Source organism: Stenotrophomonas sp. JC08 (assembly GCF_052180205.1).
Taxonomy (GTDB): Bacteria; Pseudomonadota; Gammaproteobacteria; order Xanthomonadales; family Xanthomonadaceae; genus Stenotrophomonas.
The window spans coordinates 433,900-458,526 of sequence record NZ_CP197473.1; the positions used below are offsets into that span (position 1 = coordinate 433,900).

A 24,627-nucleotide genomic window follows, 5' to 3' on the forward strand; every position below is an offset into this window, starting at 1 on the left:
ACTCCTTGTCGGGAACGGCCAGCATGCCGGCGTCACTGCGGGCATGTAAATGCTTTGCGGGAACCTTCAACCTTGCCGCGCATGCGGTCGCTCACGCCCAGCGCGTTGCCATTGAGGCGCCAGTCGTAGATCACGCTGAAGGCGAGCACGCGAGCGACGTACTCGCGGGTTTCCTTGTAGCTGATGGTCTCGATCCAGAAGTCCGGATCAAAGTCCGGGCGCTGCGACTGCCAGCGGGCGGTCGGGGTCGGGCCGGCGTTGTAGGCGGCGATGGTGACGTAGGGCAGGCCGTCGTATTTGTCCATCAGCTGGCGCAGGTAGGCGCTGCCGATGGCGATGTTGGTGTCCGGATCGTACAGGCTGGCCGCGCCGCCATAACCGCTCAGGCCGATGCGCTTGGCCACACTGGCGCCGGTGGCCGGCAGCACCTGCATCAGGCCCATCGCGTTGGCCGGTGAACGCGCGTTCGGATTGAAGATGCTCTCGGCACGGATCTCGGCGGCGATCCAGGCCGGGTCCAGCGCATTGCGCGCGGCCTCGCGGCGGATGGCGTCGTCGTGATGCAGCGGAAAGCGCAGGGTGTAAAGCCGTAGCTCCTGCGGGCCCTTGAGCGCGAACACGGCGCGGTCGAACCAGCCGTTGTCGCTGGCCACTTCCACCGCGAGCCGGCGCTGGCTGTCATCGAAGCGCGACAGTGCATCGGCCCACTCGCGTGCCGCCCACAGCGTGCGGTCGATCTTGAACAGCTCAATGGCGCGCAGCAGCGCCGGATCGCGCGCGACCGCCGCCTTGGCTGTGGTGCTGTCCTCCGGATTCCACGGGCACAGCGTGTAGGGCTGCTTGAGCGTATCGGCGGCGAGGAAGCCGTGGAAGGTCGCCTCGCTGGCGGCGGCGCGGTACAGCGCGGTGGCTTCGGCAGGCTTGCCGGTTTTTTCCAGCAGTCGTGCCTCGAACCAGCGCCAGCGCGAATCGTTGCGCTGGCTGACAGGCATCTTGCGGATCGCGGCCAGGGCCGCCGGCCAGTCGCCGCGCGCCATCGCCTCGCGCGTGCGCCATTCGTGCAGGCGCGCGTCGTAGGCCGGTTCGGGCACCGCGGCCAGTCGCCGCGCCGAGTCGGGCAGGTAGGAGGCCACCGTCCACAGTGCGATCTGGTAACGCACCTGACCCTGTTGTTCGGTGCTCAGGCCCAAAGCCTGGATGTACTGCGGCAACTGCTGCTCGGCGGCGTCCGGATCGGCCTTGGCCAGCTTCTCCAGGCCATCGGTGGCGATGCGGCGGCTGCGCTCGGTTTTCGGCCAGTTCAAGGCGCGTGCATCGGGCGTGTCGACGAAGGCGGCATAGTCGTTGGCCTGCGCCAGTTCGGCCGCCGGCAGGCCGCGTGCGGCGGCACGCATCACCCCCGGTTGCTGCGCATCGGCTGCAGCCTCGATGCGTTCCCAGCGCAGTGCGGGAGACAGCCCGCCCCGGCTGGCCAGCACCGCGAACACCGGGTCGCAGGCATCGGGCAGCGATTTGCCTGCGCTGCGCCACAGCGCCTGCGCCTCGCTGGTCCATTGCGCGTCGGCCTTGCCGGTGGCGTGGCGGGCATTGAGCACCGCGCAGCGCAGGCCCGGATCGGTACTGGTGGTGTAGTTGGCCAGCAGCGTCGGCCAGTCCTGGCGCCGGGCCAGTGCCGGCAGCCAGGTGGCGCGGAACGTCTCGGCCACCGCCTGGCCCTGGTAGCGCTTCAGGAAATCCTGCGCCTGGGAGGTCCCGAGTGTGTCGATGGTGCGACGCAGGCTGCTGTATTCCAGCCAGCCGTACAGCGGGTGGTCGCGCAGTGCAGCGCGGGTGCCGGCATCGACCTGGCCACGTTCGGCGTTGCCGATGGCCGTACGCATCAGGGTGCGCTGGGCATCGGTGGTGCGGGCATGGCTGGCGGTGCCGGTGGCGGCCAGTACCAGGCCGAGGGACAGCAGCAGATATCGGTTCATGGGCAAAAGCATAGCGGGGGCGGCGTCAATGCCGGGGTAAGCCGGTGAACGCGCAGGCGCAGGTTGCCGGAGGACGCGGAAGGGGGCGCAGTGCCACCCATCGCGAGTGCGCTCAGCGCAGGCTGTTGGCGGGAACCTTCACTTCCATCTCCACCGCCAGATGGTCCGACTGCGCGGCGGCAACCGCACGCGTGTCGAGCATCTTCAGACTGTCCGAAAGCAGGATGTGGTCGATGGCGCGATCCGGTCCCCAGCTGGGGAAGGTCGGTACCAGGCAGCTGGGCGGCTGCAAGCGGGTCTTGTGGTAGAGCACGCGCATTTCCGGGCGGTCGGCCATGCAGTTGAAATCGCCCATCAGCACCGCGTTGGGGTAATCGCTGAGCAGGTCGGAAATGAAGTCCAGCTGCGCCAGCCGTGAGCCGGTGCCCAGCGACAGGTGTGCCACCGCGACGGTCAGGCCTTCCTTGCCGTCGCCATAACGGGCGATCAGCACACCACGGCCACCGATACGGCCGGGCAGTGCGTGGTCCTGTACCTCCACCGGCTCCAGCCGGCTGAGCAGACCATTGGCGCTGGAAGCCACGCCGCCCATGCGGCGGTTCGGCTGGTGCGCCCAGTAATTGAAACCGGCGCGTTCGGCCAGGTAATGGGTCTGGTTGGTGAAACCCGAGCGCAGGCTGCCCGGATCGGCTTCCTGCAGGCCGACGATGTCGCGGGTGCTGGCGAGTTTGGCGATGGCATCCAGGCTGGAGCGCTTCTGTCCGGCAGGCAGCGCGTGCGACCAGCTGCGGGTCACGTAGTCGCTGTAGCGACGGGTGCTCGAGCCGGCCTGGATGTTCGCGGTCAACAGCCGCAGCGTTTTCGTGGGGAATTTCACGGCAATGCGGAAAGGGCCCCGGCAGGCGGGGCCCTGGATGTGGTTACTTGGCGTTGGAGGCGCGTTCGCGGGCGATCAGGTGATCGGCGATGCGCAGCATGTCTTCCCAGCTCTGGCCCTTGACCAGGTACTTGCCGTTGACGATCAGCGACGGGGTGCCGGCGATCTTGCTGCGCTGGGCGAACTGCTTGGCGCGGTTGATCTTGGCCGCGACCGAGAAGCTGCCCATGGTGTCGGTGAAGGTCTTCGGATCGACGCCGTGCTTGCCGTAGAAGTTGGCGATGTCCTGCACCGAGTCGCGGCCGCGCTCGCCCTTCAGGCTCTGCTCGACGTGGATGGCCAGGTACAGCGGCTCATGGGTCTTTTCCAGCACGCCCAGCGTCTCGGCGGCATAGAAGGCACGCGCGTAGTCGTCCCAGGTGCCGCCAAACGCGGCCGGCACGTAGACAAAGTTCACGTCCGCCGGCAGGCCGGCCTTCCACGAGCTGACCAGCGGCTGGAAGCGGGCGCAGGCCGGGCACACATAGCCGAATACTTCGGCCACTTCGATCTTGCCGGTGGCCGGCTGGAACGGCTGGCCGCCGTCGATGGCCAGGTAATCGGTGCCGGCAACCGGCTCCGGACCCACCAGGCGTGCGGCCGCCGGGACCGGCGTGCTGGCGGCCGGAGCCGCTTCGCCGCTGGCCGGCGTGGCGACGGCCTGATCGTCCGCGGTGGTGGCGGCGTCCGGCGTGGTTGCGGAAGCGGCTTCCGGTGCGACTTCGGCAGCGGCCGGGGCGGTCGCCGGAGCGGCGGCGTCGGCCGAGCCGTCCTGGGCCTTGCAGGCGACCATCAGCGGGAGCAGGGCCGTCAGGGCCAGCGCGAATCGGATCTTCATCGGGGATCTCCAGCGGGAATTCGGTGGTTCAACAGGCCGCGCGGCGCGGCCGGGGGCACATGATGACATTATGTGCGGTCAAGACTGAACGGGTGATCGGCCATTGCCGCTGGGCCGGATCAGCGGCGCGGGCTTGCCGCACGTTCGCGGGCGACCAGTGCCTCGGCGTTGCGCAGCATGTCTTCGAAAGTGCGGCCCTTGACCAGATACTTGCCGTTGACCAGCAGGGTCGGGGTCCCCGGCACCTGGGTGCGCAGGGCGAAGGCGCGCGCGTTCTTCACTTTTTCCTCGACCTCGACGCTGCGCAGCGCATCCAGATAGCGCTGCAGCTGCACGCCATAGCCGGCGTAGAAGTGGGCCAGCTCATCGGGCGAGACATTCTGCATGGGCAGGCTGCGCTGCTCGTGCAGGGCGCGGAACATATCGCCATGGCTGCGCTTGGGCGCGCCTGCCTGCTCGGCGGCATAGAACGCGCGGGCGTAGGCGTCCCAGTGACCACCAAAGGCGGCCGGCACCGCGGTGAAGCGGACATCGGCCGGCAGCTTGGCGACCCATGCGTCCAGCTGCGGTTCGAAGTGGGCGCAATGCGAACAGGTGTAGCCGAACAGTTCGACCACCTCGATCTTGCCGGCCAGCGGTGCGAACGGGCCGGGGTTGGCGATCAGCTGGTAGTCCCGGCCTTCGACCAGGGCGGCGGGAGTGGCGGCACCGGCACCCAGCGGTGCCAGGGCCAGCAGCAGAAGCAGTACGCGGGAAAGGAAGGTCATGGCGGAACTCCGTCAAATGAAGACGCCGGCCATGAGGGCCGGCGTGCATGGGATCGCGCCTGCCGGCCGCCAGGGCGGCCCGGACAGGTCAGGGCTGGGCGGCAGGTGCCGCCGTAGCGACATCGTCGGCACGGTTGTGCAGGCCCTGCACATAGCTGGCCAGCGCCTGGATTTCCTGCTCGGTCAGCGACTTGCTGATCTGCGCCATGATGTTGAACTGCGCGGTATCGGTCTCGCCGGTCTGGCCGGACTGGTAACGCTGCAGCCGCTGCGCCACATAACCGGCGTGCTGGCCGCCGATGTGCGGATAGGACGGACCGGGATTGCCGGCACCGGCCGGGCCATGGCAGGCCAGGCAGGCCGGAATGTCACGGCTGGCGTCGCCGCTGCGATACAGCTTCTGGCCGATCTCGTAGAACTTCATGCCGGCATAGGGACCATCGGCCACCAGCGCGTCGTCGGCGACGCCGGCACCGCTCTTCTGCGTGGCAAAGAATGCGCCGATATCGCGCATATCCTGGGCGGTCAGGTCCTGGACAAACGGCACCATCGCCACCACCGCGCCTTCATTGCGCTGGCCGTTGGCGATCAGGGCCATTTCCTTGGCGATGTAGTGCTCGCTCTGCCCGGCCAGACGCGGGTAGATCTCGACCGGGGCATTGCCGTCGGCACCGTGGCAGGCGGCACAGGAGGCGGCCTTGGCCTGGCCGGCTTCGGCGTCACCGGGAAGGGTCTTGCTGAAGTCCAGCTCCAGCGGGGCGGTGGTCACCGGCGCGTTGTCCGGTACGGGAACGACCGAAGTCTGCGCGAAGGCAACTGCGGCGATAAGGGGAACAACAAGTGTGCTAATTGCAAGAACACGAGCGTGGCGCATGCGGAAAGCTCCGTGTGAACAGGCCCGGCGGCACTTCCGCCAGCATCGACAGGATTATCAACGCCGGCTCATGGCACGGTCAACGCGCCAGTCCGGGAAATGGGCCGTTCGGGAGGGCGTAAAGGCCGGAAATCGGCACATTTTGCCGGTAAGCAGACAAATATCAGCCCGTATGGCGGCCGGATCGGCACGTGGCGGTGCAACATGCGATCCTATTGCGCATGTCACAGTTGCTCGAACGCGCCCAATACCTGCTCTCCGCCCACAACGCCCGCCAATTGCCGGCCGACACCGGTGGCGAGGTGGCGTTTGCCGGGCGCTCCAATGCCGGCAAATCCAGCGCACTCAATGCGCTGACCCGGCGCAACGCGCTGGCCCGCGTCTCCAAGACGCCCGGTCGCACCCAGCAGCTGGTCTACTTCCAGGTCACGCCCGAGGCGAACCTGGTGGACCTGCCGGGCTACGGCTATGCGAAGGTGCCGCTGGACCTGAAGGCGCACTGGCAGGCCTTCATCGAGAAGTATTTCCGCACCCGCGAGGCACTGAAGGGGCTGGTGGTGGTGATGGACATCCGTCACCCGCTCAAGGAATACGACCTGCAGATGCTCGGTTACGCGGTGCAGCGCGGCCTGCCGGCGCACGCGCTGTTGACCAAGGCCGACAAGCTCGGGCGGGGCCAGCAGGCGCAGACGCTGCAGAAAGTGCGCAAGGAACTGCAGGCGGCATTCGGCGACAGCGTCAGCGTGCAGGTGTTCTCCAGCGAGTCGCGTCTGGGCGTGGACGAAGCGCGCACGGTGATTGGCGGCTGGCTGGGCCTGGAATCGGCGTCGGAAAAAGCCGCCGCACAGGGCTGATTGCCGCACCGCGGCAGGGCGTGCAGTCGCGGCCGAGGGTCGATTCTGCGGCGATTCTTCGAATATATCCGCTAACCGCGGCGAAGGCGCACACCGGCGGGCGGGAGCGTGTGGACACTGTCGTCCACTGCCGTTGACCGCCGTGTCGCAGCGCGATGGGTCGTTTACAGCGGGGTATCGAACAGCTTGCCGATGGCGGCGGCGGCAGTCATCGCCAGCGCACCCCAGAACATCACCCGTAGCGCCCCGCGCAGTGGCTGGGCACCGCCGGCGCGGGCGGCCAGCGCGCCGGTGATGCACAGCCCGGCCAGCGTGGATGCGGTGGTTGCCAATGCCACATGTGCATGGGGCGCCAGCAGCGCGGTGAGCACGGGCAGCGCCGCGCCGGCAACGAACGCGGCAGCGGATGCGGCGGCGGCCTGCAGCGGGCGTGCCCGGGTTGTATCGGTGATCCCCAGTTCGTCGCGGGCATGGGCGGCAAGTGCGTCGTGGGCGGTGAGCTGCCTGGCCACTTCGTGTGCAAGTTCCGCGCTCAGGCCCCGATGGCGGTAGATGGCGGCGAGCTCTTCCAGTTCACTGTGTGGATCCTCATGCAGCTCGCGGCGTTCGATCGCCAGGTCGGCATGCTCGGTGTCGGCCTGCGACTGCACTGAGACATATTCACCGGCAGCCATCGACATCGCGCCGGCAACGGTGCCGGCGATGCCGGTGGTCAGCACGGTCGAGGCGGGGGCGCCGCTGGCGGCGATGCCCACCACCAGTCCGGCCACCGAAACGATGCCGTCATTGGCGCCGAGCACGGCCGCGCGCAGCCAGCCGGAGCGGCCGGAGCGGTGGGCTTCCGGGGAGCGTGAGTGGATCATGCGCGTAGTCTAGCCGGGTCCTTGCGCTGCCGGCGGAGCGATTTTCAGTCGCACGCGGTGCGGACAAGTCGCCGTGGGTGGGATGCTGAAATCCGCGGCGATGGCGTGATTGGAATCAGCCGCACGATATAGTGCGCACTCGCGAGAGGCGGGACCGGCCCCACCTCGTTGCCCTGACAGCACTTTGTGAGACCGCATCTTGTCCAGCCCCAGCCACGTCGCCGATACCCTCATCACCGACCGCGACCAGCTGGTCCAGACCATTGCCGAAGGCGAAAAGCCCAAGTCGCAATGGCGGATCGGCACCGAGCATGAAAAATTCGGTTTCCGCCTGGACGATCTGCGTCCGCCCACCTTCGACGGCGAGCGCGGCATCCAGGCGCTGCTGACCGGGCTGACCCGCTTCGGCTGGGAGCCGGTGCTGGAGAACGGCAACACCATCGCCCTGCTGCGCGACAACGCATCGGTGTCGCTGGAACCGGCCGGGCAGCTGGAACTGTCCGGCGCGGCGCTGGAAACCCTCCACCAGACCTGTGTGGAAACCGGCACCCACCTCAACGAGGTGGCACAGGTAGCCGGCGAGTTGCAGCTCGGCTTCCTCGGCATGGGCTTCCAGCCCAAGTGGACCCGCGCGGACATGCCGTGGATGCCCAAGGGCCGCTACCAGATCATGAAAAGCTACATGCCCAAGGTCGGCTCGCTCGGCCTGGACATGATGACCCGCACCTGCACGGTGCAGGTCAACCTGGACTACGCCTCCGAGGCGGACATGGTGAAGAAGTTCCGCGTGTCGCTGGCCTTGCAGCCGATCGCCACCGCGCTGTTCGCCGATTCGCCGTTCACCGAGGGCAAGCCCAACGGCTTCCTGAGTTACCGTTCGCACATCTGGACCGATACCGATGCCGGCCGCACCGGCATGCTCGATTTCGTGTTCGAGGACGGCTTCGGCTACGAGCGCTACGTCGATTACCTGCTTGATGTGCCGATGTACTTCTCCTACCGCGACGGCATCTACCACGACGCCAGCGGCCAGAGCTTCCGCGATTTCATGCACGGCAAGCTGCCGGTGCTGCCGGGCGCGCTGCCGACGCTGCGCGACTGGTCCGACCACATGACCACCGCGTTCCCGGAAGTGCGGCTGAAGAAGTATCTGGAAATGCGCGGTGCCGACAGCGGTCCGTGGAACCGCATCTGCGCGTTGCCGGCCTTCTGGGTGGGCCTGCTGTATGACCAGGCCGCGCTGGATGCGGCCTGGGATCTGGTCAAGGATTTCAGCCTGGCCGAACGCCACGCGCTGCGTGACGGCGTGCCGAAGCAGGCGATGAATCTGCCATTCCGCAACGGCACGGTGCGTGATCTGGCCGCGCGTGCGCTGGAGATCTCGCGCGAGGGCCTGCGCCGTCGTGCCGCGCTCAATGGCGATGGTCAGGATGAAACGCGTTTCCTGGATGTGCTGCAGGAGATCGTCGATTCCGGCAAGACCGCCGCCGAGCGCAAGCTGGAACTGTTCCATGGCGCCTGGAACGGCAAGGTCGAACCGGTGTTCACCGAGTTCGCCTACTGATTCGGCTTGTCGCACGGCAAGTGCCGTGGCGATGGATGGACGTCCCGCCGGTGAGATTGCAGCGCGGTCTTGCCGGTGTACTCGCGGCATCGTGCAGGTGGCTGAAAGTCCCTTGTTTTGCAGTCCATTCTGGAATGCGAGTCGCAGACCGGTGCTGTCGCGGCGATCTGCCGCCGGCATGTAAATGATCTGTAACCGAAGGTGAATAGGATGCGCGGCATCTGCTTGGAAGCGGTTTCCAGGTACGACGTACGCATATCTCCTTCAGGAACAAATCATGATCGTAGTCAGGAAGTCGGCGCTGGCGGGTGCCATCGTGTTCGCGCTTTGTCTCGCCCCGGATGTTCTTGCGCAGGAAACGCTGCAAGTACCGGAACAGGGCATCGCCGGTGGTGCGGTCCGCGGCCGGGTTCTCAGTACCGACAGTGGCCAGTATGTGCGCAATGCCGAGCTGCGTATTGCCGGCACTCCCAATGTCGTCTACAGCGATCAGAGCGGTGCTTTCCGCCTCAATGGCGTACCCGCGGGCGAGGTGGTGCTGGTCGCCCGCTATACCGGCCTGGAAGAAAGCCGGGTGACCGTCATGGTTGCCAAGGGTGAGGTGGCTACCGTCGAGGTGTCGCTCAAGGCGCCGAGCTATGCAGCGGCCGCCACCGATGCGGTGAGCCTGGACGGCCTGACCGTCACCGCCAGTCGCGAAGGCCAGGCCAGCGCGATCATGGAGCGGCGTGCGGCGATGAATGCCAAGAATGTGGTGGCCGCCGACAACTATGGCGCGCTGACCATGGGTGACGTCGGCGAGTTCATGAAGTCGATGCCCGGCCTGTCGCTGGACTACACCGAGGTTGACGCCACCGCGGTGCGCATCGGCGGTCTGGACCCGAAGTATTCGACCTTCACCACCGACGGCGCGCGCATGGCCACGGCGACGTCGAACAACAACTCCGGCCGGCAGAACTCGTTCGAGCAGATGTCGATCACCGGCATCGAGTCGATCGAGTTGAACCACACGCTCACCGCAGCGATGGATGCCGATTCGCCGGGTGGCAACATCAACCTGCGCAGCAAGCATGCTTTCCAGCGCACCAAGCGTGATCTGGTGTTCCAGCTTGGTGCGGTGGGCACTTCCGACTCCAACGGGTCGGGCCGGTATTTCCCGGATGACAGGAAGCACGCCACCCTCTATCCGTCGGCACAGTTCGGCTTCGGTGATGTGTTCATGGATGGCCGTTTCGGTGTGGAGTTCAACGCCAGCTACAACGCCAACTATGTGCAGCAGGACCGCATCCAGACCGACTGGGCCTACAGCCCCGACGGCAGTGCGATGCCCTACCGGGTGATGTGGCGTCCCGGCCCGAAGATGACCAGCCGTACCGCCGCCAACCTGAGTCTGGACTACCAGGTCACCGACAATCTGGTGGCGTCGCTGCGCAGCACCTACTCCATGTACGACGTGGAGTATTTCAACCAGTACACCTATCTGGTGTTCGGCACCCCGACCAAGTCCGAAGCCGCGCCCGGCTCCACCCCCGAGCACATCGTGGTCGATCCCAACGGTACCAACACGCGGTTGCACACCCAGTATTCGCACCGCTATGCGGGCACGCCGGCCTTCCTGATCGCGCCCAAGCTCGAGTACAAGGGGGAGAACTGGGAAGCGGTGCTGCGCGGCAGCTACTCCGGCGCCGAGTTCAACTTCCGCGACAACAGCAAGGGCTTTTTCCAGCGCACCGACAGCTGGCTTACCGATATCGGTTTCACCCTGGACCGTCCGTCGCAGGGCTCGCACGAGTGGAACCTGCAACAGACCGCCGGCCGGCCCTGGAACGATCCGACCAATTTCAACCGTGATGCGGACATCGGCTACAACGTGCGTACCGCCGAGTCGGATGCGATCAACGACCAGTCCGGCGTCAATCTCGATCTGAAGCGGCACCTGAGCTGGAATGACAATCCGCTCACCCTGATGGGCGGCGTGGGCAGGCGCCGCAACGACTGGCGCACCAACGAAGGTTCCTGGCAGCAGTACAAGTACGTCGGCCCGAACGGCAGCCAGACCGATCCGTCGTCCACCATTCCGTGGACCGAGGACTACGACTTCGCGATCATCGGCACCGGTGCCGGCAACATGAACGAGCAGGGCTGGCGTGCCGACAACAACTACGCCATGTACGACATCTTCAAGGAGCACCCGGAGTACTTCGAGGCCGATGTGGTCGGCAACCTGAAGCGTCGCCTGGACAACAACAAGCGCATCCAGGAGAACGTGGATGCGGCCTATGTCGAAGTGGAAACCCGCGTCGGTGATGCACGCTTCGACCTGGGCCTGCGTTACGAGCAGACCCGCACCGCCGCGCGCATCGCCGACGTGCGTCCGCTCAGCGAGGTGGAGGCCGCCGGGCTGGATCCGAAAACCGTTGAAGGCCTGATGTACCAGTACAACAACGGCCGCTATGTGACCCGTCGCGGCGATTACAGCGACTTCTTCCTCAGCGGTGGCATGAAGTACGACTTCACCGACAAGCTGGTCGGCCAGCTGTCTTTCAGCGAATCGATCCTGCGCCCGGACTACGGCAATCTCGGTGGCGTGGTGTCGGTCAACGAGGACACGATGATCGTCACCGTGCCCAATGCGCAGCTCAAGCCGGAACGTTCCACCAAGTATTACGCCAGCCTGCAGTACTACTTGGAGCCGTCGGGCATGCTCGGGCTGTCGTACTACAAGCTGGACATGCAGGACATGCAGGTCACCGGCATCAGCGTCGATCCGGAGGATGTGGGTTTCAGCGCCGGGGATTACGAGGGCTACACCTTCCGCAGCGCGCAGAACCTGCCGGGCACCAGCACCAACGAAGGCGTGGTGCTGGAATACAGCCAGCAGCTGACCTTCCTGCCGGCCGCCTGGAAGGGCCTGAGCGTGTACGGCTCGCTGACCCACGTGAACCCGGATGGCCCGCGCCAGAACATGCCCAAGGAAGCGGCCAACTGGGGCATCCGCTACAACCATGGGCGCTTCGATTTCCAGGTCAACGGCAACTACCAGGCCAGCCACCGCATCAGCGCACTGGGCAACACCGAGACCACCGCCAACAACGGCATTCTCTACCGCGCCTCGCGTGACCTGTGGAACGTCAGCGCCAGCTACAAGCTCACCGACAACATCGACGTGATGCTGGCCGGCCGCAACATCTTCAACGAGCCGGAAGTGGTCTATTCCAACGTGCCGGGCCGCGTGCAGATGTACACCGTGTACGGCTCGATGTGGAATTTCGGTATCCGCGGCCGCTTCTGAGCCGGGAAGTCCGCGTGCTTGCACGCCCCTCTTCTGTGTGTGCGGAAGAGGGGCAGCGGCGAATCCCGGTCCGTTGGCCGGGCGACACTTTTACGCGTGCGCAAAGAGCGGGGAGGCGAGGCGGTTGTCCAGCCGCGTCCCTCCGGCCTTCGCCCATGTCTGTCAGGACGTTCTCCCATGACTCCCAACATCGACCGCCGTCGCCTGATCATCGGTGCCGGCCTTGGCCTCGGCGCGCTGTTGCTGCCTGCTGGTCGCATGCTTGCCTCCGAACTCGTCGGCGCCAGCGGTTTCACCCACAACGTCGCCAGCGGCGAGCCCGGTCCGGACTCGATGCTGCTGTGGACGCGCTACGTGGCACCGGACAATGCCGATGAAGCCACGCTGCGGGCGGAGATCGCACTGGATCGGGACTTCACCCGCGTCGTCGCCGGCGCCAGCGTGCGTACCGGCCGCTACCGTGACTGGACCGCCAAGCTGACCGTGGACGGCCTGCAGCCCGGCACGACTTACTGGTACCGGTTCATCGCCGCCGATGGCAGCTTCTCGCCGGTGGGCCGTACCCGCACCCTGCCGGTGGGCGATGTGAGCGGCTTCAAGCTCGGCCTGTTCTCCTGTGCGAACCTGCCGGTGGGCTGGTTCAACGCCTACGCCCACGCCGCCGCGCGCGAGGACATGGACCTGTGGCTGCATGTGGGCGACTACCTCTACGAATACGGCATCGCCGCGTACAGGGTGCAGGACCGGGTGCTGGAACGCGAGGTGTTGCCGGCGCACGACCACGAGATGGTCTCGCTGCTCGATTACCGCATGCGCCTGGCCTGCTATCGCGCCGATCCGGACCTGCAGGCGCTGCACCAGAGGGCACCGATGGTGGCGCTGTGGGACGACCACGAGATCACCAACGATGCCTGGGAAGGCGGGGCGCAGAACCATCAGCCGGAGCACGAAGGCGACTGGAATGTGCGCAGGGCCGCCGCGATGCAGGCCTACCGCGAATGGATGCCGGTGTCCGATGAGCCGTGGAAGGTCTATCCGATCGGTACCCTGGCCACGTTGTACCGCACCGAATCCCGTCTGGTTGGACGCACCCGGCCGGCGGATATCGCCAGCGCCTACCGTGCCGGTACCGATGCGGCGCTGGAAGCCTTCCGCGATGGCCCCTGGCAGGATCCGTCGGCGACCATGCTCGGTCTGGAGCAGGAGCGCTGGCTGTATCACGCGCTGCGCGAGAACGCCCGCAGCAGCCACTGGCAACTGGTCGGTATGGGCACCATCCTCGGTCGCACGGTGATGCCGCAGGAAACCCTGGGCTGGCTGCGTCCCGACGCCGGTGAGCGCAGCGTGCAAGCCTTCCACGACAATGTCCGTGGTGCGCGACTGGGTGTGCCGGTGTGGATGGACCGCTGGGATGGCTATCCTGCCGCCCGCGCACGGCTGTTGCGTGCCGCCCAGCAGGCCGATGCGGAGCTGGTGATGCTGTCCGGCGACAGCCACAACGCCTGGGCCTATTCGCTGCTGCAGGACGGCGAGCCGGCGGGCATCGAATTCGCCGTGCAGGGCGTCACCTCCGGCGGTATCGAAGGCAGCCTGGCTACCGATCCGCACAACGTTGCCCGCGCCTTTGTCGCCACCAATCCGGAGCTGGACTGGTGCGATACCGCGCGCCGCGGCTACGCGATGATCGAGCTCACCCCGCAGCGGATCAGCGGCGAATGGGTGTTCATGCAGGATATCAAGACCCGCACGCTGGCGCTTTCCGGCACCCATCGGATGTCGGCGGAAAAGGGACAGCGCCGCTTCAACCGCGGCTGAGTCCGAGCCTGACCTCCGCACTCCATTTCACGACAGCCGAGCCCGCGTCCCCATGAAAAATCCGATTCTCCTCCCGGTGCTGTTGGCGCTTGCCGGGGTGGCGGCCGCACCGCTTGCGACGGCTTCGCAAACCCTGCCGCCGCTGCCGTTGCAACAGGACGGTGGCACCTGGCCCTCCGGGCATGTGCAGGGCATCGCGGTGGACCGGCAGCGGGGATACATCTACTACTCGTTCACCGACCTGCTGGCCAAGTACGACTTCCACGGCAACCTGGTCGGCACCCTGGTGGGCTGGACCGGGCATCTGGGCGATCTGGATTTCAATGCCGCTGACGGCCGCCTCTACGGTTCGCTGGAATACAAGGCCGACCAGGCGTTCTACATCGCGGTGATCGATGGCAGCCGTATCGACCGGGTGGACATGCGCGTGGACGATGGCGATATCTTCCGCACCGTCTACCTGCCGGAGGTGGCCAGCGATTACACCGCCGATGTGAACGGTGACGGCCGCTTCGATGGCGACGATGGCAAGTACTCCGGCAATGAAGCCGCGTCGCCGGATCATCGCTATGGCTGCTCCGGTATCGACGGGGTGTCGTTCGGGCCACGCTTCGGCGCGGTCGATGGCCCGGCCTATCTGACGGTGGCCTACGGCATCTACGGCAATACCGCGCGCAGCGACAATGATCATCAGGTACTGCTGCAATACGACATCGGCGACTGGCAGCAGTACGCGCGGCCGCTGGTCGAGCACGCGCCCCACCGGCACGGACCGGCCACGGTGGACGGCAAGTATTTCGTGCATACCGGCAACACCACCTACGGTGTGCAGAACCTGGCCTATGACGCGGCCTCGCAGCGCTGGTTCATGGGCGTCTATCCGGGCAGGAAACCGGAGTTTCCGAACTATCTGCTGTATGCGGTGGATGCACGGCAGCCACCTTCCAGCGGTGATCTGGTAGGTGTGCCGGCCGCCGCTGGCAGCGGCTGGGAGCAGGGCCTGCGGCTGACCTTGGCCGAGGACGGCTTGCATGATGCGGCGAGCGGCATCCGCGGCTGGAACCAGAAGGCCGATGTCGGCCTGCAGCCGCTGGGTGGTGGTCTGTTCTACCAGGTCGAGAACTCGGGCACGAAGGGCGCGCAACGGGCGCAGCTGACGCTGATGCGCTGGACCGGGGATGCTGGAAAGCCGCTGTCGCCGGTGACGGCGTTGCCACGCTGACGGCATCAATCCGTCACGCGTCATTGCCTGCAGGCTTGACCACGGTCAGGGCGGCTGTCGGTACGGGCATGCAGTATTCAAGGCGCGGGCGTGGTCGTCCGCTGCCGGGACAGCCGCGGGGCGGGCCCCCGGTTGCCAGCCTGCCCCGGGAGCATGTCGATGACGCAATTCAGGATTTCACTGCCAGCCCAGGCGCCGGATCTGCAGAAGCTGGAACAGGCGCTGCAGAACGTCGATCCATCGGTGCTGGTCGATATCGAACCGTTCACCCGGGTGCTGCGGATCTCGACCCAACTGGACGAGCGCAGCCTGCTGCCAGCCTTGGGACAGGGTGGCCTGCCGGTTGCCGCCACCCAGCTGGAACGCGTGCCTTCGGAATGTTGCGGCGGCTGCGGCGGTTGAGCGGCCATCGTCGTTCCGTGGCGCGATCATCGCCGCGGGGCGCATAGCGGCGACCGGTACCGCATGCATGATCCGGGCGCGGTGCAATTGCCACATGTGGCCCGGCTCGGTGGAAGAGCCGGCCGCGGCCGCGTGGCTCAGTAGCGCGCGGCGGTGAGCGGTGCATCGGCCCACTGCCAGGCGTCGGCCTGCAGGCGCGAGGTCGCGCGCGCGGCGTCGCTCTGGCCCAGCGCCTGTTGTGCCTGCGCCAGACCGAACAGTGACCAGCCGTTGATCGGATAGGTCTTCAGGTCCTGCTGGAAGGCCTCTGCCGCGCCTTTGGCATCGCCGCCATCGAGCAGGGCCGCGCCCAGGTACGGACGCACCGGCAACGGCCAGTCGGCCGGCTCGTTGTAGGCCAGCGCGTCCTCGGCCGCGGCGGCATCATGCAACGCGGCGATCGCCTGCTCATGCTTGCCCTGCGCGCGCAGCAGCTCGCCGCGCAGCAGCGCATCGGCCACCTGCAGCACGGCGCCGGCGTGGTTGATATCGAAGAAGCTGACCTGAGCCATTGCCGGGTCGATGGCGGTCGCGTGCAGCGCGTCGGCCTCTTTCACTGCCTCATCCATGGCGCCTTTGCGCAGCTGCGCCATGCCACGGGCGAAGTGGCGGATCGCGGCCGGATAGGGCAGCTCCGAAGTCGGGGCCGCTGCCGACAGGATCGCGTCCCAGTCGCCGAAACGGACCTGGGTGAGCAGCGGGGTGACCACGAACTGCTGCATGAACTGCATCGGCGCCTGACCCATCGCTGCGCGCTCGGCGCGCTCGGCGGTCTGTCGGGCGGCCTGCAGCGCCAGCGTGCGCGAGCCGGTCAGGCCGGTGGTCATCGTCGCGAAGTGCCAGTTGTGCGGCACGTAGCCCAGCGGGTAGACGCCGTTGCTGCCCCGGCACACCGTCAGGAAATCCTTGTCGGCGGTGGTGGCGGCCAGATTGGTCAGGGTCGCATCGTGGTAGCGGCCGACGCGGATATAGATGTGGGCGGGCATGTGCACCAGATGCCCGGAGCCGGGCGCCAGCGCTGCCAGCCTATCGGCGTAGGGTTCGCCGCGCTGCGGTTCGGGCGAGGCCTCGATGGCGTGGATGTAGTAGTGCATCGCGCCGATATGGCGCGGGTTGCGCGCCAGCACGCGCTCCAGTTCGCCGACCAGCGTGGGGGTGAACTGCGCCGGCGTGCCATCGGCATTCCAGTACGTCCACGGCGACAGGTCCATCAGCGCCTCGGCATACAGCGTGGCGGCATCGTCATCGCCCGGAAACCGCGCGACCACGCCGGCCATCGCCTCAGCGTAGGCGCGGTCCAGTGGTGTGCGATCTTCCGGTGCGGGATCGGCATAGCGCTGCTGCAGCGCCTGGATCAGCATCTGGTCCTCCGGTCGCGCGTTGCCGGCGAGGTTTGCCGCCTTTGTCGCCAGCGCCGTGGCTTCTTTTGCCGCGGCCGGGTCCATCGGCAGATTGATGTTCGGCCCCAGCACCAGCGCCTGCCCCCAGACGCACATCGCGCAGTGCGGATCCAGCCGCGCCGCTTCGGCAAACGCGCGCCCGGCCGCCTCGTGGTTGAAACCGTAGGCCAGCCGCAGCCCCTGGTCGAAATAGCGCTGGGCCAGCGGCACCGGCGTGCCGATATCGCGATGCAGGTCGCCGAAGGTCTCCAACAGGGGCACGGCCGCAGGATCGGAAGTGGCGGCCGTTTCGGTGCCGGCCTTCCTGGCGGAATCACAGCCTGCCAGCAGCGTGAAAAGCAGGGTCGAAGGCAGCAGCAGGAGCACGGATCGGCGGATCATTGTGGCTACTCCGGGGCACGTGCCGGCGACGATACTGCGGCCGCGTGCAGCGGTTGATACGGCCTTGTGAAGATCCTGCTGCTGCGCCTCCAGCGCACTGCCGGGTGCGGCGGGAAGTGGCCTTTCGGGCAGCGTATTGGCAATGTCGTGGCCTGATAAATATACTGTCCCCCAGTACAGGATATTGAGCTGGCCGATGCCGCACTCGCCGGAAGAAAAGAAGAAGGTGCTGGCCCGGGTCAAGCGCATCCGTGGCCAGTGCGATGCGCTGGAGCGGGCGCTGGAAGCCGGCGAAGACTGCCATCCGGTGCTGCAGCAGATCGCCGCCATCCGTGGCGCCGTCAACGGGCTGATGTCCGAGGTGATGGAGGCGCACCTGCGCGAGGAGTTCGGCCAGCCGGCACAGTCGGAAGGCGAGCGCGCCGCACGTGTGGCCGAGATGTCCAGCCTGATCCGTTCCTATCTCAAATAACCGCGTGGCGCCGCGCGCCGCGTTCCACCCTTTCCGCAGGAGAACACCATGAAATCACGTGCCGCCGTCGCCTTTGGCCCGGGCCAGCCCTTGCAGATCGTCGAGATCGATGTCGCACCGCCGAAGGCGGGCGAGGTGCTGGTCAAGATCACCCATACCGGTGTCTGCCACACCGATGCCTTCACCCTGTCCGGCGATGATCCGGAAGGCCTGTTCCCCTGCGTGCTCGGCCATGAAGGCGCCGGCATCGTGGTGGAAGTGGGCGAGGGCGTCACCTCGGTGAAGCCGGGTGACCACGTCATTCCGCTGTACACCGCCGAGTGTGGCGAGTGCCTGTTCTGCAAGAGCGGCAAGACCAACCTGTGCACCGCCGTGCGCGCCACCCAGGGCAAGGGTGTGATGCCCGACGGCACCAGCCGTTTCTCCTACAACGGCGAGCCGATCTACCACTACATGGGCTGCTCGACCTTCTCCGAGTACACCGTGGTGGCCGAGGTCTCGCTGGCCAAGGTCAACCCGGAAGCCAACCCGGAGCACGTCTGCCTGCTGGGCTGCGGCGTCACCACCGGTATCGGTGCTGTGCACAACACCGCCAAGGTGGCCGAGGGCGACAGCGTGGCCGTGTTCGGGCTGGGCGGGATTGGTCTTGCGGTGATCCAGGGTGCGCGCCAGGCCAAGGCCGGCCGCATCATCGCCATCGACACCAACCCGTCCAAGTTCGAGCTGGCCAAGCAGTTTGGCGCCACCGACTGCGTCAATCCCAAGGATCACGACAAGCCGATCCAGCAGGTGGTGGTCGAGATGACCGGTTGGGGCGTAGACCACAGCTTCGAGTGCATCGGCAACACCCATGTGATGCGTGCGGCGCTGGAATGCGCGCACCGTGGCTGGGGCCAGAGCGTGATCATCGGCGTGGCCGGTGCTGGGCAGGAAATCTCCACCCGTCCGTTCCAGCTGGTGACCGGACGCAAGTGGATGGGCACCGCGTTCGGCGGTGTGAAGGGTCGCAGCCAGCTGCCGGGCATGGTCGAAGACGCGATGAAGGGCGACATCGAGCTGGCGCCGTTCGTCACCCATACGATGGAACTGGACAAGATCAACGAAGCCTTCGACCTGATGCATGAAGGCAAGTCGATCCGTTCGGTGATCCACTACTGAGATGACGGCGATGTTCAATAAAGAAGGACTGGCCGCGGCCCTGGCGGGCATGGATGACAGCCCGGAAGCGCGTGAGGCGATCGAACGGCTGCGGGAGTCGGATCTGGTGAGGATCGACCAGTTGATCCTGGCGTCACTGGACCGGACCTGGAAGAACGCCGGCTTCGTCACGGCAGGTGTGCTGATCGCCGCGCCTGATGAATACGAGGAGATTCCGGAGGCGTTCTACGCCTTGCGTATCCGTACCCTGGCCGAGGCTTCGCGCATCGAGGTGAAGGGTGATCTGGACGTGTTGAAGGCCTGCGAGATCCGCCTTGCATCCCCACAGGAGGCTGCCTGACATGAGCATTGAACGCATCGAACACCGCGCCTGTTGCGGCGGCTGGCAGGATGTCTACCGGCACCGCTCGCAAGTGCTGGGCTGCGATATGACGTTCGCGGTGTATCTGCCGCCGCAGGCGCAGAAGGGCGCCAAGCTGCCGGTGCTGTACTGGCTGTCGGGCCTGACCTGCAGCGAGCAGAACTTCATCACCAAGGCCGGCGCACAGCGCTATGCCGCCGAGCATGGCGTGATCGTCGTCGCGCCCGACACCAGCCCGCGCGGCGAGGATGTGGCCGATGCCGAGGGCTACGACCTGGGCAAGGGCGCTGGCTTCTACGTCAATGCCACGCAGCAGCCGTGGGCGGCCCATTACCGGATGTATGACTACATCGTCACCGAGTTGCCGGCACTGATCGAGGCGAACTTCCCCGCCAGCGATGCACGTGCGATCAGCGGCCATTCGATGGGCGGCCACGGTGCGCTGGTCATCGCGCTGAAGAATCCGGGCCGCTACCGCAGCGTGTCGGCGTTCTCGCCGATCGTCGCGCCGTCGCAGGTGCCGTGGGGGCAGAAGGCGTTTGCCGCCTACCTTGGCAACGATCAGGCGGCGTGGGCGCACTACGACGCCACTGCGCTGGTGGCCGGCGCGCAGGAAAAGCTGGCGCTGCTGGTCGACCAGGGCGATGCCGACGAATTCCTCGCCAACCAGCTCAAGCCCGAGCTGCTGCAGCTCGCCTGTGAAGCTGCCGGCCATCCACTGGAGTTGCGCATGCAGCCCGGTTACGACCACAGCTACTACTTCATCGCCAGCTTCATTGGCGAGCACATCGCCCATCACGCCAGGGCGTTGCGCTGAGCCCGATCGCCGCCGGGATGGCCGGCGGCGGTGGCTTTTGCGATCATCGGCCGACCACGGTGGCCAGGGGGCAGGCGATGCGCAGGTGCTGGAAAAGTGGAAGATGTGCCGGTCGCGGCGGTTTGCGCGCCGGATGCGGGCTGTTGCTGGCGTTGTCGATGGGCGGCAAGGCGCTGGCCGGCGAGCCGCAAGGCGCGGCCACGGACGTGCGCAGCGTGGCCAGTGCCCAGCAGTTCCTGCAGCAGGTACTGCCGGGCAACCGGTACCTCAGCACGCCGATGAGCGAGGCGCTGGCTGCCGCGCGGCGTGAGCAGTTGCATGCGCAGTTCCAGCCGCTGCCGGTGATCATCGAGGCCGAGCCGCTGGCCCGCTGCGTGACGCGGCTGCGGGCCGATGCCAGTGCCACCACGCTGGTGCTGCGCAACCCCCACGACAGTTACGACCAAAGCCAGGCCAGCGCGGCCGAGCTGCTGGGCAGCGAGTGGATCGGCAACCCGGACGGCATGCAGTTCGGCAGCATCCGCCAGCTGGGCCAGCGCGGCAACCAGGTGCTGATGCGGCTGGCCGGCAACGAGCAGGACGCGGTGCTGCATCTGGAAGGAACCGAGATCGCCACCCGGGTGCTGCAGGCGCTGGAGTACCTGCGCGAGCAGTGCGACAGCACCCGCGCCACCGGGTTCTGAGCGGCGGCTGCCCGGCTCCGGACTTACAGCATGAAGTCGGTATAGCGCCAGCGGGAATCGCGCAGGGTGTCGTCACCCTGCCGCAGGTCCAGCGGCGACTGGAACATCGGCCCGGCGCTGACGCAGGTGTGGAACTCGCCGTGCTCGCCGCAGGCGTCGACACCGTCCGGCAGCGCCGCCAGCAGGGAGTGATCGAAGGCGCGGCCGGCAAACTCCGCCTCCAGCACCTGCGTATCCACACAGCACAGACGGGCGCGCAGGCCGCCATCGATCATCTTCGCGGCCAGCTGGCGGGTATCGCAGCCAAACAGCGGAAACAGCGTCCTCCAGCCCAGTGCCGCGTACTGCTGTTCACGCCACTGGCGGATGTCCTGCAGCAGCAGATCGCCGAATGCCAGGGTTTCCAGTGCGGGCCAGCGCTGCCGGGCCTCGGCCAGGGTGGCCGCCATGCGTTGCAGGTACTGCGTGTTGTCACAGGCCTGCGGTATCCACGACGGCAGCCACGGCAGCCCGGCGGCATCGGCCTGTGCCTGCAGCACCTCGCGGCGTACTCCCTGCATCGATGAGCGCCGGTGGCCTTCGGTCAAGGTGGTGAGCAATGCGACCACGTGGACGTCGCTGCGCTGGTTGAGCACATGCAGGGCCCATGCGGCATCCTTGCCGCCGCTCCAGGACAGCAGGACCGGTGTGCTCAAGCGTCAGCGCACATCGCGCAGTTCCCAGTGATGGCCGGCCAGCAGCCGCAGGCGCTGCTTGAACACGTCGCCGGGCAGGTGCGTGGAGACGCTCAGATTGATGCGCAGATCGGCCTGCTGGCCACTGACGGTGGCTTCCGGGTCGGTGGCGCCCAGCGCGGGATCGACCTCGTCCGGGTCGTCCTGGATGTTCCGCCAGCGCTCGAACAGTTCCGGCGTGCGCAGCGCGGCCTGCAGCTGCGCGGCGAACTCGTCGGCACCGTTGGCGGTGAATGACAGGCGCGGATCGCTGCCCCGGGCCTTGGCCGGATCGGGCAGGGCGATGGAATAGTGGACGGGCATGGGATTCTCCTGTCGGGTGTTCAAGTGTGGCGCGGCACGTGTCGCCGGTGCGTCACGCCGGTGGGCGGTGTCAGCTGCCGAAGCGGTGCGGCTCGTCGGCAAAACCGATGGTCACCGCGCCCTTGCCGACATTGACCATGCCGGTCAGGCTCATCAGCGCCTCCATCATCGTCACGCCGTGGGCATCGCAGGTGTCGCGCAGCTCGCGGTAGCCCGGCAGGATACGCAGCTCCTCCAGCGGGCCGCCGTAGCTGATGCAGACCACCGGCGTCATCAGGCCCCGGGCCACGCGCTTGCCGACGAATTCGAACAAGGTCTGCACGGCGTTGTCGAAGCCCTTGATCTTGGCCACCGGCGCGGTTTCGCCGCGATGGCCGTGCAACACGGGCTTTATATCCAGCGCGCTGCCCAGCGCGGCACTGAACAGGCCGACGCTGCGGTCGCCCTTGTGGCGGGCACGGGCACGCATGTAATACAGGTCACGGGTGATCATGTAGCCGTGCACGCTGGCCGCCACCTGCTCCAGCCGCTGGCGTATCTGCGGCACGCTGGCGCCACTGTCGCGCAGGCGTACCGCTTCCACCGCGCTGACCGCCTGTGCGGCGAACAGGTTCTGGCTGTCGATCACCCGCAACCCGAATGGCGAGTTGTAGCCGGCGGTCTGGCGGATGGGCTTGTATTCGTTGAGGATCGTGTAGCTGGCCTGCACCACGTTGTCGTACAGCGGGCTGCGCGTGCGGGTGATGGTGAGGCAGAACACCTGGTCGAAATCGGTCACCAGGTGTTCCAGGAACAGCGCCTGGATCTGCGCGGCATCGTAGGGAATGGTCTCGGCCTCGGCACCCTGCTCGCTGAGCGGGCCGGCGAGGAAGTTCAAGGTGGCCGTTTCGTCACGCTGGTCGGCCAACAGGGTGTCGCCGATGCGGACGCTGATCGGCAACAGGATGATGTTGTTGCGTTGCAGGTAACTCTGCGGCAGGTCACATGCTGAATCCACCACTATTCCGATCCGCATGCAGATCAACTCCTTCATTCGACTGATCGCTACCCGTATCGAACCCTAGCGCAAAACCGGGGTCCAGGAGATGTAATTGGCGGCAATTTTGAGCATTCGTCATATTTTTCAATAGGCATTGGCCGGAGGGGCCATTAAGCTGGCCGCCACGCAACCGCGGTTGATGCCCGGAATGCGCCTGCATCGGTAGTGGAATGGGCCGTCGACATCACGGCGGACAGTTGGGGAAGTGAATGGAAACGGCGAAGACGGTGGTCGAATTCTGGCGCGCAGCGGGGCCGCAGCGCTGGTTCATGCGCGATGACGCATTCGACAGGGAGTTCCGCGGGCGTTTCCTGGACATGCACTATCTGGCCGCGCGGCGCGGCTGCGAGGAATGGCTGCATGACGGCGAGGGTGCACTGGCGCTGCAGATCCTGCTGGACCAGTTCCCGCGCAACTGTTTCCGCGGCACCGCGCACTCCTACGCGACCGACGGGCTGGCGCGGCACTACGCCATGCGCAGCATCGAGGAAGGGCTGGACCGCGAGCTGACGCCGCAGTTGCGTGCCTTCATCTACCTGCCGTTCGAACACTCCGAAGACCCGGTTGACCAGGACCGTTCGGTGGCGATGTTCGAGGTGCTGGGTGACCTGGAATACCTGCGCTTTGCCGAGCTGCACCGCGATATCATCCGCCGCTTCGGCCGCTTCCCGCACCGCAACGCGGTGCTGGGACGGATTCCCACGCCCGAGGAACTGCATTTCCTCGCCGAAGGCGGATTCGCCGGCTGAGGGGAGGGACAACGCCTGTGGGAGCGACGCAAGTCGCGATCAGGCCTTTGCTGTGCCGCGATCCGGCGTTTCCGCCGAACGCTGCCATGACTGACATCAATCCTGTCTGCTTGATCCACAAGAAAAACGCCGGCGATGCCGGCGTTTTCTGTTTCGCAGCGGTCAGCGGCCGATCAGTACTTCGGCACGCTGCTGTCCACGTTCTCCGACCAGGCCTCGATGCCGCCGGTGACGTTGAACACGTTGCCAAAACCCAAGGCGCGGAACTGTTCGGCGGCCTGCAGGCTGCGGCCACCCCGGTGGCACATGAAAGCCAGCGCGGTGTCCTTGGGCAGGGCTTCGAGCCTGGCGCGGTTGTCGCCGTCGAAGGTCTCGAACGGGGCATTGATCGCGGCGATGGCACGCTCGTCGGCCGGGCGCACGTCCACCAGGGTGATGCTGCCGGCACGCAGCTGGTCGTCGGCACTGCGCACGTCCAGTTCCTGCACCGGCTTGGGGGCGTTGGGATTGTTGATCGCCAGGCCCTGGCCGCGGATGTCGTCGACCCAGTCGATGGTGATGCCTTCGGCGCGACGCGCGCTGGCCACATCGAACTGCACACGCAGGCCGTTGGATTCGGCGGCGATGGCGTTGGCGTCAAACGGGGCCAGCTGGAAGTTCGGCTGGAAGTTGGCATCGATGCCCAGCTGCAGCGCGGCGCCGGGGGCGTCGGCCAGTGCGCCCTTGAGCATTTCCACCGCCGCCGGGGTGACGGTGATGGTCGGCGGGGTGCGGTCCGGGGCAGCCACGCCCAGCAGGCTGCTCAGCTCGCCGCTGTTGGCCATCTGCAGGATGATGTCGCTGCCACCGACCAGCTCGCCGTCCACATACAGCTGCGGAATGGTCGGCCAGTCGCCGTAGAGCTTGATGCCTTCGCGGATGTCCTGGTCGGCCAGCACGTTGACGTGGCCGAATTCCACGCCCAGATCGTGCAGCGCGCCAACGGCCTTGGCGGAGAAACCGCACTGCGGCATGCTCGGCTGGCCCTTCATGAACAGGACGACGCGGTCGGCGGCGAGGATGGATTCAATGCGCGAACGCAGGGCGGGATCCAGGGACATCGTGAACTCGC

23 protein-coding genes are annotated in these 24,627 nt (G+C 66.6%); 12 read left to right on the top strand and 11 right to left on the bottom strand.

What is annotated here, in order from left to right:
* Positions 1-32: 32 nt before the first annotated feature.
* The 5 genes from ACSBPQ_RS01870 to ACSBPQ_RS01890 all read right to left on the bottom strand — a co-directional run bounded on the left by ACSBPQ_RS01870 (position 33) and on the right by ACSBPQ_RS01890 (position 5,368).
* On the bottom strand, positions 33-1,985 hold the full coding sequence (locus ACSBPQ_RS01870; protein ID WP_442683399.1) for a transglycosylase SLT domain-containing protein: 1,953 nt from the start codon (positions 1,983-1,985) through the stop codon (positions 33-35).
* Between the two features lie 100 nt (positions 1,986-2,085).
* On the bottom strand, positions 2,086-2,823 hold the full coding sequence (locus tag ACSBPQ_RS01875; RefSeq protein WP_442684481.1) for an endonuclease/exonuclease/phosphatase family protein: 738 nt from the start codon (positions 2,821-2,823) through the stop codon (positions 2,086-2,088).
* 70 nt (positions 2,824-2,893) lie between these two features.
* Positions 2,894-3,727 (bottom strand): thiol:disulfide interchange protein DsbA/DsbL, encoded by an 834-nt coding sequence (locus tag ACSBPQ_RS01880; RefSeq protein ID WP_442683400.1) that lies wholly within the window; start codon positions 3,725-3,727, stop codon positions 2,894-2,896.
* Positions 3,728-3,846: 119 nt separating this feature from the next.
* The gene (locus ACSBPQ_RS01885; RefSeq protein ID WP_442683401.1) at positions 3,847-4,494 is read right to left on the bottom strand and encodes a thiol:disulfide interchange protein DsbA/DsbL; all 648 of its coding nucleotides are present in this window, start codon (positions 4,492-4,494) and stop codon (positions 3,847-3,849) included.
* Between the two features lie 88 nt (positions 4,495-4,582).
* A complete protein-coding gene (locus tag ACSBPQ_RS01890) occupies positions 4,583-5,368 on the bottom strand; it encodes a c-type cytochrome (RefSeq protein WP_442683402.1) in 786 nt (261 codons plus the stop codon).
* 221 nt (positions 5,369-5,589) lie between these two features.
* On the opposite strand from ACSBPQ_RS01890, the gene yihA reads away from it, so the two are divergent.
* A complete protein-coding gene (gene yihA / locus ACSBPQ_RS01895; protein ID WP_442684482.1) occupies positions 5,590-6,222 on the top strand; it encodes a ribosome biogenesis GTP-binding protein YihA/YsxC in 633 nt (210 codons plus the stop codon).
* Positions 6,223-6,386: 164 nt separating this feature from the next.
* Here the strand turns inward: yihA and ACSBPQ_RS01900 are convergent, their stop codons facing one another.
* Entirely contained in the window at positions 6,387-7,085 is a 699-nt protein-coding gene (locus tag ACSBPQ_RS01900) for a VIT1/CCC1 transporter family protein (protein ID WP_442683403.1), read from the bottom strand.
* Between the two features lie 199 nt (positions 7,086-7,284).
* Here ACSBPQ_RS01900 and ACSBPQ_RS01905 point away from each other — a divergent pair, with 199 nt between their 5' ends.
* From ACSBPQ_RS01905 to ACSBPQ_RS01925, 5 genes are all read left to right on the top strand, one after another.
* Positions 7,285-8,649 carry a glutamate--cysteine ligase gene (locus tag ACSBPQ_RS01905; RefSeq protein WP_442683404.1) on the top strand — a complete coding sequence of 455 codons (1,365 nt, stop codon included), beginning with the start codon at positions 7,285-7,287 and terminating at the stop codon, positions 8,647-8,649.
* A gap of 277 nt (positions 8,650-8,926) precedes the next feature.
* A complete protein-coding gene (locus ACSBPQ_RS01910; RefSeq protein WP_442683405.1) occupies positions 8,927-11,941 on the top strand; it encodes a TonB-dependent receptor domain-containing protein in 3,015 nt (1,004 codons plus the stop codon).
* A 177-nt stretch (positions 11,942-12,118) separates the two neighbouring features.
* Complete coding sequence (locus tag ACSBPQ_RS01915) at positions 12,119-13,756, top strand: alkaline phosphatase D family protein (RefSeq protein WP_442683406.1); 1,638 nt, start codon at positions 12,119-12,121, stop codon at positions 13,754-13,756.
* A 52-nt stretch (positions 13,757-13,808) separates the two neighbouring features.
* Positions 13,809-14,978, top strand: coding sequence for a hypothetical protein (locus ACSBPQ_RS01920; RefSeq protein ID WP_442683407.1), 1,170 nt, complete (start codon positions 13,809-13,811; stop codon positions 14,976-14,978).
* A gap of 159 nt (positions 14,979-15,137) precedes the next feature.
* Positions 15,138-15,380, top strand: a complete 243-nt coding sequence (locus tag ACSBPQ_RS01925; protein ID WP_442683408.1) for a hypothetical protein — start codon at positions 15,138-15,140, stop codon at positions 15,378-15,380.
* Between the two features lie 137 nt (positions 15,381-15,517).
* Here the strand turns inward: ACSBPQ_RS01925 and ACSBPQ_RS01930 are convergent, their stop codons facing one another.
* Positions 15,518-17,200 (bottom strand): hypothetical protein, encoded by a 1,683-nt coding sequence (locus tag ACSBPQ_RS01930; protein WP_442683409.1) that lies wholly within the window; start codon positions 17,198-17,200, stop codon positions 15,518-15,520.
* A 196-nt stretch (positions 17,201-17,396) separates the two neighbouring features.
* Between ACSBPQ_RS01930 and ACSBPQ_RS01935 the strand changes: the two genes are divergently transcribed.
* From ACSBPQ_RS01935 to ACSBPQ_RS01955, 5 genes are all read left to right on the top strand, one after another.
* Complete coding sequence (locus ACSBPQ_RS01935; RefSeq protein WP_442683410.1) at positions 17,397-17,672, top strand: metal/formaldehyde-sensitive transcriptional repressor; 276 nt, start codon at positions 17,397-17,399, stop codon at positions 17,670-17,672.
* 48 nt (positions 17,673-17,720) lie between these two features.
* A complete protein-coding gene (locus tag ACSBPQ_RS01940; protein ID WP_442683411.1) occupies positions 17,721-18,830 on the top strand; it encodes an S-(hydroxymethyl)glutathione dehydrogenase/class III alcohol dehydrogenase in 1,110 nt (369 codons plus the stop codon).
* A 10-nt stretch (positions 18,831-18,840) separates the two neighbouring features.
* Positions 18,841-19,170 carry a DUF3658 domain-containing protein gene (locus tag ACSBPQ_RS01945; RefSeq protein ID WP_442683412.1) on the top strand — a complete coding sequence of 110 codons (330 nt, stop codon included), beginning with the start codon at positions 18,841-18,843 and terminating at the stop codon, positions 19,168-19,170.
* Between the two features lie 7 nt (positions 19,171-19,177).
* Entirely contained in the window at positions 19,178-20,008 is an 831-nt protein-coding gene (fghA, locus tag ACSBPQ_RS01950) for an S-formylglutathione hydrolase (protein ID WP_442684483.1), read from the top strand.
* Between the two features lie 143 nt (positions 20,009-20,151).
* Positions 20,152-20,691 carry a hypothetical protein gene (locus tag ACSBPQ_RS01955; protein ID WP_442683413.1) on the top strand — a complete coding sequence of 180 codons (540 nt, stop codon included), beginning with the start codon at positions 20,152-20,154 and terminating at the stop codon, positions 20,689-20,691.
* 23 nt (positions 20,692-20,714) lie between these two features.
* On the opposite strand, the gene ACSBPQ_RS01960 is transcribed toward ACSBPQ_RS01955, so the two are convergent.
* The 3 genes from ACSBPQ_RS01960 to ACSBPQ_RS01970 all read right to left on the bottom strand — a co-directional run bounded on the left by ACSBPQ_RS01960 (position 20,715) and on the right by ACSBPQ_RS01970 (position 22,743).
* A complete protein-coding gene (locus tag ACSBPQ_RS01960) occupies positions 20,715-21,386 on the bottom strand; it encodes an ATP-binding protein (protein WP_442683414.1) in 672 nt (223 codons plus the stop codon).
* 3 nt (positions 21,387-21,389) lie between these two features.
* A complete protein-coding gene (locus tag ACSBPQ_RS01965) occupies positions 21,390-21,728 on the bottom strand; it encodes a hypothetical protein (RefSeq protein ID WP_442683415.1) in 339 nt (112 codons plus the stop codon).
* A 70-nt stretch (positions 21,729-21,798) separates the two neighbouring features.
* Complete coding sequence (locus ACSBPQ_RS01970) at positions 21,799-22,743, bottom strand: DegV family protein (protein WP_442683416.1); 945 nt, start codon at positions 22,741-22,743, stop codon at positions 21,799-21,801.
* 233 nt (positions 22,744-22,976) lie between these two features.
* On the opposite strand from ACSBPQ_RS01970, the gene ACSBPQ_RS01975 reads away from it, so the two are divergent.
* Complete coding sequence (locus tag ACSBPQ_RS01975; protein ID WP_442683417.1) at positions 22,977-23,516, top strand: DUF924 family protein; 540 nt, start codon at positions 22,977-22,979, stop codon at positions 23,514-23,516.
* A 173-nt stretch (positions 23,517-23,689) separates the two neighbouring features.
* On the opposite strand, the gene grxD is transcribed toward ACSBPQ_RS01975, so the two are convergent.
* A complete protein-coding gene (grxD, locus tag ACSBPQ_RS01980; protein ID WP_442683418.1) occupies positions 23,690-24,616 on the bottom strand; it encodes a Grx4 family monothiol glutaredoxin in 927 nt (308 codons plus the stop codon).
* Between the last annotated feature and the right edge of the window lie 11 nt (positions 24,617-24,627).